Below are 8,387 nucleotides of genomic sequence, written 5' to 3' on the forward strand. Positions count from 1 at the left end.
TCCTATGCCATGGGATCCGTAAAGGGCAGAAACTATGTGGGGGGCTTGGTCGGCAGCAGTAAAATCAATTTTCAGTCAATTTTCAGCAAATTCTGGGAAGATGGCGATTACACAACGGAATTGGTCACCCTGGATAACCTTATCACGGAATGTTATTCAACAGGCGATGTGACCGGACAATACTATATCGGGGGCCTTGTCGGTATGAATACGGGCAACATGATTTCCAATTCCTATTCAACAGGTAGGGTATCGGGTGAAAACAATGAGGGCAGTTTAATAGGAGCCAATTTTATGGCTACGGTTTTAATGCCCCCCGCCATTCGAAATTGTTACAGTACGGGTGGGGGAACGGATCCCGTCAAAGAGCAGCATCTGTTGGGGAGCGGGGCGGCGCAGACAGTCACCGCTTCCTTTTACCGCAGTGAAAATCATGATGCAGCTGCAGACTGCGCCGCGGGAACGGCATTAAAAGCCGGTGATTTTCAAAACCCTTCCATATTCATTGAACAGGGGTGGAACTTTGACGAGGTCTGGAGTCTGCCGCCGGAGGTCGAATCCCCGCAATTGCGCGTTTTTAATGAGCCGCAAAGACAGGATCGCGACGCTTATCTGAACGAGGTTATGGAGCTTAGATTACACCCCCAAACAGGAAACGAATCTAATAACAAAAACATCATGGACTTCACTAAAATTGCAGAAACTACAGAAGACGAAGAACAGAAAGAAGAAATTGCGCGTCTGCAAGCACTGGGTTATTTTATAACCTCTGACGCGGCTGCTGAGGGCGCCGGCGTGTTGATATACGATCATGAACGCGCTTGTCCCGGTTTCAATCTTTACGTTTCAGAACATGGTCCTGAGGCAATTTTAATGGATATGAACGGAAAAATTATACATAGATGGAAAAAACTCTTTCCTGAAATTGCGGAAGAAAATGATCCTGAGATCAGTGAGGATGACTTCTGGACGGCAGCACGTCTGCTCAACAAGGGAGAACTCCTGGTAATCCAACGTTCCCATGCTCTTTTCAAATTGGACAAGCATTCCGAGGTGCAGTGGTATCAATCTAATGCGGCGCACCACAGCTTGGATGTTGCCCCTAACGGTGACATTTATGTCCTGACCCAGCAACAACATGTCATACCTCGCATTTCACCGAAACAGATAATCCAAGAAGACTTTATTACTGTTCTTGATCCTGACGGCAACGAAAAGAAAAACGTGTCTTTGCTGGAGTGTTTTGAAAATTCCCCCGATTATCGTCATATTTGGGACAAGAGTCAGCGGAAAAAGGGAGATGTATTTCACGCCAATGCCGTTCATATCTTGGGAATACATGATGCGGGGCTGCTGCCGCAATTTCGTGAAGGTCAGGTCTTAACCTCTCTGCGAGAAATAAATACCATTGCAGTTGTCGATCTTGAGATGAGAAAGGTCGTATGGGCACAGCGTGGTCCTTGGCGCGGTCAGCATGATCCCCATATTCTTGAAACAGGATCCTTATTATTGTTTGACAATTATGCCCGTATGGACCATTCCATAGTCTATGAATTTGATATTGCGTCCATGAAGGAAATTTGGCGCTTTGAAGGTTCCGATGCCCGTCCTTTTCATTCAGATACGAACGGAAGGGCCTATCGTCTTCCCAACGGGAATACGCTGATGATTGAATCCGAAAAAGCCTGCGCCATTGAAGTAACACCGGATAAAGAAATTGTCTGGGAATTTCTTACAGGACAGAAGACAGGTCAAACAAAAGACAATACAGCCATATTGTTTGATTTGACCCGCCTGCCCGCCGATATGTCATTCGCATGGTTGGACTATTAACATCTGTTTTGCTGAGTAGCCATGTTGTTAATACGCACAACATCGTGCGGAATTCGGGGAAAGAGAATGATAATCGCCGCCATTAGCGCCGACGTTTTCATCTTATATCCGTTCCTTTTTTCCGAATGATGCGGTATTTGGACAGGCCGATATCTGAATTATTAACCGGAGCCAGTACAATCTGAAGCGCTGGTTGCGGATTGCGAAATAACCGTTCGTTATCTCCGATTCAGATATCTTAAGGCTGATTAGTTTGTTTCAGTCCAATAATCTGGTGTATATTCTGGATTTTTCAGCCTCTGTCAAGTGTAGGGGCTTGTTTCTTCGCAAAAGAGCGGACAAGATCATGAGCAGCGGCGCTGTGTTATGATGATTGCGACCTATGGACAAAAGGATCAAAAAAACGTGAAACTGGTTATTGTGGAATCTCCTGCCAAGGCGACCACCATTGGCAATATTTTAGGTAAAGACTATAAAGTGCTGGCGAGTTTTGGGCATGTCCGCGATCTGCCCAAGTCGGCGGGCGAAATTCCTGCCGCTTATAAAGGCGCTTCGTGGTCGCGGCTCGGCGTCAATGTGGACGAAGATTTTTCCGCTCTCTACGTCATCCAAAAAGATAGTAAGCGGCATATTAGCGAATTGAAAAAAGCCTGTAAGGACGCGGATGAAATCATTCTCGCAACGGACGAAGACCGCGAGGGCGAATCCATCAGCTCGCACTTGCTGGAAATACTCAAACCGAAAGTACCGGTCAGACGCATCGCCTTCCACGAAATCACAGCCGATGCCATTAAAAACGCTTTGAAATCGCCGCGCTCCGTGAATGAACAGTTGGTGCGCGCCCAGGAAACACGGCGCATCTTAGACAGCCTTTTCGGTTATGAACTGTCGCCCGTATTGTGGCGCAAGATCCGAGGGCGGCTCAGCGCCGGCCGTGTGCAGAGTGTTGCGTTGCGGCTTGTCGTTGAACGGGAAGAAGAACGGCGCGCCTTCATGAAATCCGCCTATTGGGATGCCGAAGCGGCCTTGTCGCGGGATGGCAAGTCCTTTTCCGCCACCCTCACCACCGTGAAGGGGCAGCGTGTTGCGGGGGGAAAAGACTTTGATCCTGCCACGGGCAGCTTGAAGAAGGAGGGCAGTTCCGCGCCTATTTGGCTGGACGAAGAGAAGATTAACACCCTCTTGGAAATTCTGAAAGCCGCTGTGCCCTGGCATGTGGTCTCTCTAGAAGAAAAAGAAAGTACCCAACGGCCGTATCCGCCTTTTATCACCTCAACGCTGCAGCAGGCAGCCAGCGGCGTGCTCGGCTTTTCTCCGCGCAAAACCATGCAGGTTGCCCAAAAGCTGTATGAAGGCGTGAACATGGGCGATGGGGCGCGGGAAGGGCTCATCACCTACATGCGTACAGACTCCGTGGTGTTGAGCGAGAAAGCGCTTCAGGAAGCGGCAGCCTATATTACCGATCAGTTCGGCGCGAACTACCACACGCGCCGTCAATATAAGACGAAGTCGAAACTGGCGCAGGAAGCGCACGAAGCCATACGGCCCACCAATATCCGGTATACGCCCGATTCGGTGGCGCGCTATTTAAGCCAAGATGAGCTGCGTTTGTATCAGCTGATCTGGAGCCGTACCATTGCCAGCCAAATGGCGGACGCCAAAATCATGCGTACCACCGTTGATCTGGAGGCGAAGAGCGAGGAGGAGACGGCAGTATTTCGGGCGAACGGCTCCGTCGTCATCTTCCCGGGATTCCTGAAGGTCATGAGCGGCCAGCAAAAAGATAAGGAGCTGCCTGCCCTGGCTGTGGGGATGACCGTCTCCACCGCGGCAGGGGCCGATATCCTGCTGGAAGGGCTCAGCGCGACGAGTCATGAAACGCAGCCGCCGGCACGGTATACGGAAGCTTCGCTCGTACGGCGCCTTGAAGAGGAGGGCATCGGCCGGCCGTCCACCTATGCGCCCACCGTCGCCGTCATTCAGCAGCGCGGCTATGTGGAGCGTGTCGGTACGGCGCTGGCGCCGACCTATATCGGTATTGCCGTCATCTTCCTTTTACGGGAACATTTTTCCGATTATGTGGATTTAGGCTTCACCTCGCGGATGGAAGATAAGCTCGACGCTATCGCCGAAGGACAGCAAGATTGGCTCTCTTTCCTCAAAGGCTTTTATTTCGGGGAAACGGCCGACGGTAAAGGACTCAAACCGCGGGTACACGATTCCTTTTCGTCGGTAGATTTCCCCGTGATCCCCGTGGGCGAAGATGCTGAAGGCGACGCAATCGTCATCCGCGTTGGGAAAACGGCGCCCTTCCTCCAGCGCGAATTCAAAGACGGACAGACAGAGACTGCCACAATTCCCGAAAAAGTGTATTTCGATGAATTAAAAGTGGAAAAGGCGGTTCATATTCTCAACACGAAATCGAAACGCGAAGAGGGCTTGGGCACCTGTCCAACTACAGGCGAACGGGTCTACCTCTTGGAAGGCCCATACGGCCCCTACGTGCAGCTGGGCGAATCGGACGGCGACGAGAAACCGAAGCGCATGGGATTGCCCCGGGGGATGAGTCCCGATGAGGTCACCTTCGAAAAAGCGCTGCAGCTCTTGGAACTGCCGCGAAAGCTTGGCGAACACCCCGACACGGGTAAATCGGTGAGCGTCAGTATCGGCCGCTTTGGCCCCTATGTCGTCCATGACGGTGATTTCCGCAGTATTAACGCGGCCGTGCTGCTCACGCTTACGCTGGAAGAGGCCCTCGCTATTTTAGCGCAGCCCAAGAACAGCCGGGGCGCTAAAAAACTGCTGCGCAACCTCCGTGAGGCAACAGATGACAGCCCCGCTATCGATCTTTATGAAGGGCGCTACGGCCCTTATGTGACCGATGGAACAACGAACGCTTCCCTGCCCAAGACGCAATCGCCCGATACGCTGAAAATTGATGAAGCGCTGGCGCTTCTGGTAAAGGCTGCGGAAAAGAATGCGGCGAAAGCCAAAGCTGCGCCGAGGAAGAAGGCTGCGGCGAAAAAGAAGACGGCTGCCAAGAAACCTGCGGCGAAAAAGGCCGCTGCAAAAAAACCTGCGGCGAAAAAGAAAAACCAAGCAGAGGGGGCGTGAAAGAAATGGGGGACCAACAAGAACGGAAATCTTTAGCGCGTATCTTGACCATTGCGGGCAGCGACAGCGGCGGCGGCGCCGGTATTCAAGCAGACCTGAAAACTTGTTCAGCACTCGGCTGTTTCGGCATGACTGCCATCACCGCCATCACGGCGCAAAACACGGTGGAAGTGCGCAATATTCACGAGATCCCCATTGACTGCATCCAAGACCAAATTGCTGCGGTAGTGGAAGATATTGGTGTTGATGCCCTTAAAACGGGGATGCTCAGCAGTGCCGCCATCGTTTCAGCCGTTGCCGAGAGTCTGCGCAGCTTGAAGCTGCGCAATATCGTGGTTGACCCGGTCATGATCTCGAAAAGCGGCGCCCACTTACTCAAAGCTGATGCGGTAGAGGCATTGAAACAAGATCTCTTGCCTTTGGCAACGGTTCTATGTCCCAACATACCGGAAGCGGAAGAGCTGGCAGGCGTGACCTTGAAGCAGGAGAAAGATATAGCGCCCTTGCTCCGGCGTCTGCACGCCTTAGGTCCCAAGTACATATTGCTGAAGGGAGGACATCTGCCGTCCGCCTCGGCGGTGGATTATCTTTTCGACGGCGAAGAGATCCTCACCTTTGAAGAAGAACGGTTGGATACGGCCAATACTCACGGAACAGGCTGCACCTATGCGGCGGGCATCGCGTGCTACTTGGGCAAAGGGCAAAGCGTGGCACAGGCGGTGCGCCTTGCGAAGAACTATCTGACCGAGGCGATACGACAGGGTCAAGATCTGGGCTTGGGTAAGGGGGCTGGTCCTTTGCACCATGGTTGGAACCAATCTTGAAATATTGATAAATGTTATTTCTTTTGATTTATGATATAGTGTAGGGTAAGTAGGGCGTCATGATGGAAGTGTGACGCCGGGTTCCGTACAAGTGGAGCCTTCAAAGCGGATGGCGTGCTTTGTAAACAGTGCTCCGTGAGATAGAACAGGTGGGTTTGCCATGTATGATAAATCATCTATAACCGCCTACATAACTGCCTTTGGGCACAAACGCTATCGTATGCCCGTCTATTGTTCAGAACTCCCCAGACATCGCAGCATTTCGTCGGACACGCCTGAATTTGTCATCCATAAAGCGGCTCTGCAAGAAAAGATTTGGAAGGCAAAATGGGAGGAGCGGAAGGCGATTAAACATAAGAAGCTCGGTTTGGAGATGAACGCGAAGCGCCTTGATTTGAAGCTGCGCCACAAACTGAAAATCGCTGATGAACGGACGGCCTTCGCGCAACAGGAACTCCATACAGCCTACCACGGGCTCGTGCAGCGCCTTGAAGAAGGCGCAACCTTTGATTGGGACTATTTCAAGACCTGTTCCGAATATCCTGTCGTCAAGCCCGTGTCGGGCAGTGCGCCTGTGCCGCCGCCCCAACCTGCCTTTCCCCGAGAACCACAGCCTACCGATCCCGCCTTCCAACCGAAACGGGAGGTCATGGATTCGTTGATGCGCAAAAAACGGGAAGCCAAGGAACGGGAAGCCTTTGCCCGCTTTGAAGCCTATCACCGACACTGGCAGCAGATGTGCGGGCAGATCAAACATAACTATGAACAGCAGTGGCTGCAGTACCAAAAATCTCTTAAGGCTGCACAGGCCAAACATGAAGAAACAGTGAGGAAGTGGCAACAGGACAAAGAGGCCTTTCTCCGTCAGCGGGAAGCCTGCATTGCGCTGATCAAAGAGAAAACGGCGGCCTTTCACGAGCGCGAAGCCAACGCCGTTCTGGATTTCTTCGATATGGCTTTGGCGCAGTTTTCCTATCCAACCTGTTTCCCACACAGCTATGAGATGGATTACGACGAAACGAACCGGCTCCTTGTTGTCGATTATTTGATGCCCACCTTGCGCGCGCTGCCGCGGCTGGTGAAGGTTGACTACAACGAAGATGACGAACTCTTCCATGAAGTCCTGCTCAGCGAGAATGAACAAAGCATGCTCTATGCGCGGCTCCTCCAAGAATTGCCCTTACGCATCTTTTATGAGCTCTACTCTATCGACACGGCCGACGCGCTGAATGCCATTTCGTTTCGCGGCCATATCTTCTTGGAGAACAACAAAAAGCAACAAAATACGCTGCCCAAGCAGATCGTGGAAGTGAACATGGACCGGAGCGCCTTCGCAACGACTGACTTTTTTCACGGTGATTCCGCCATGATCTTTGAAGAACTTGGGGGCGCGATCCTGCCCTTGACCTGAAGTCGGGCGCTTCCGCTCCGTGACGCTAAGACCGCTGTTTCGACTGCGGGGGACAGATCCTACTGTTTTTTGGTACAATACTCTTTTTGTGCGATTATTCTAAGGCGGTGTCCCGCGGGATACCCCTGTTCTACCGATTGCTGATAGAAGGAGCCTGGGAACGTGGAAATTGTATGCTTTCCGGTAACCCCGTTTTTTACCAATTGCTATATCGTGAAAGAGGGCAGCGAAGCCATGGTCATTGATCCGGGAGAAGTGACGGCGCCCATGAAAGATTATTTGGCGGATTGCACGGTGACCATGATCATCAATACCCACTGCCATTGTGATCACTGCGGCGGCAACGCGGAACTCAAGAAGCTGACGGGCGCGCCCTTGCTCTGCCACAAAGACGATCTGCCGCTGCTGCACAGCCTTGCCGATCAAGGGCGCATGTTTGGCGTACCCTTTCCGCCTTCGCCCGATCCGGACCGCTTTCTCGAACATGGAGAGCAGCTGTCCTTGGGCGATACGGTCTTCGAAGTGCGCCATACACCGGGACACGCGCCCGGCCACGTTGTATTGATCACGCCCGGCGTCGCCTTTGTGGGCGATGTATTATTTGCCGGCAGCGTGGGGCGCACCGACCTGCCCGGCGGGAGCATGCGCCAATTGATGCAGAGTATCCGTGAACACTTGTTGGACTTGGATGATAATACGGTGGTGTACAGCGGGCACGGGCCTGAGACCACCATTGGAGAGGAGCGGGCGACCAATCCGTTTTTGGTGAATTAATATGATGCTGCCATTCCTATTCCTTTTCTGTTTACCGGCTGTTGTCGATGTGAGTCTCGCGCCCGATCAGCCCGTACCTTTTGTGTACTGCGATGATCCGCTCATCCTCGAGATTCACGCGCCCCGTGATGTGCAGGTCTCGGGTTTCCTTCTTTTCAAACCCAACAACAACGACAAGCGCATTGAGGTCGCCATCGAACCCTTCACCATGCCCGCCAATTCAGGCTATTGGTATGTCGTCAGCGATGCGCCCGGGGAACGGGGCTTTTTCTCCGTCGATATTAAATTGGACTGCGGCAACGAAACGCTGGAAAAGACGCTGCGCTATTGCCGCATTGATCGACCCGCCTTCCTCCACAACATTCCCGTATTTGTCCATTGCGGCGGCGATGAAGGAAGCTGTTCCCTCGATTCCATACGCAGCGTAGGCA

6 protein-coding genes are annotated in these 8,387 nt (G+C 52.4%); all 6 read left to right on the forward strand.

Annotation, left to right across the window (positions count from 1 at the left end; translation table 11 throughout):
- On the forward strand, window positions 1-1,833 hold a 1,833-nt coding region (locus tag GX117_09675), incomplete at its 5' end, for a hypothetical protein (GenBank protein NLO33604.1).
- A 369-nt stretch (window positions 1,834-2,202) separates the two neighbouring features.
- Window positions 2,203-4,947, forward strand: a complete 2,745-nt coding sequence (gene topA / locus GX117_09680; protein ID NLO33605.1) for a type I DNA topoisomerase — start codon at window positions 2,203-2,205, stop codon at window positions 4,945-4,947.
- 5 nt (window positions 4,948-4,952) lie between these two features.
- Window positions 4,953-5,771: a bifunctional hydroxymethylpyrimidine kinase/phosphomethylpyrimidine kinase gene (gene thiD / locus GX117_09685; protein NLO33606.1), complete on the forward strand. Its 819-nt coding sequence runs from the start codon at window positions 4,953-4,955 to the stop codon at window positions 5,769-5,771.
- 160 nt (window positions 5,772-5,931) lie between these two features.
- Window positions 5,932-7,182 (forward strand): hypothetical protein, encoded by a 1,251-nt coding sequence (locus GX117_09690; protein NLO33607.1) that lies wholly within the window; start codon window positions 5,932-5,934, stop codon window positions 7,180-7,182.
- A 162-nt stretch (window positions 7,183-7,344) separates the two neighbouring features.
- Window positions 7,345-7,956 (forward strand): MBL fold metallo-hydrolase, encoded by a 612-nt coding sequence (locus GX117_09695; protein ID NLO33608.1) that lies wholly within the window; start codon window positions 7,345-7,347, stop codon window positions 7,954-7,956.
- 1 nt (window position 7,957) lies between these two features.
- Window positions 7,958-8,387: hypothetical protein (locus tag GX117_09700; GenBank protein NLO33609.1), on the forward strand; the 430-nt coding region annotated here is incomplete at its 3' end.

The organism is Candidatus Hydrogenedentota bacterium, assembly GCA_012523015.1.
Taxonomy (GTDB): Bacteria; Hydrogenedentota; Hydrogenedentia; order Hydrogenedentales; family CAITNO01; genus JAAYBJ01.

What these genes read in the sequence shown, in the direction of transcription:
- topA (NLO33605.1), top strand. Translation starts at nt 2,203, where the DNA reads ATGATTGCGACCTATGGACAAAAGGATCAAAAAAACGTGAAACTGGTT.
- thiD (NLO33606.1), top strand. Translation starts at nt 4,953, where the DNA reads ATGGGGGACCAACAAGAACGGAAATCTTTAGCGCGTATCTTGACCATT.
- GX117_09690 (NLO33607.1), top strand. Translation starts at nt 5,932, where the DNA reads ATGTATGATAAATCATCTATAACCGCCTACATAACTGCCTTTGGGCAC.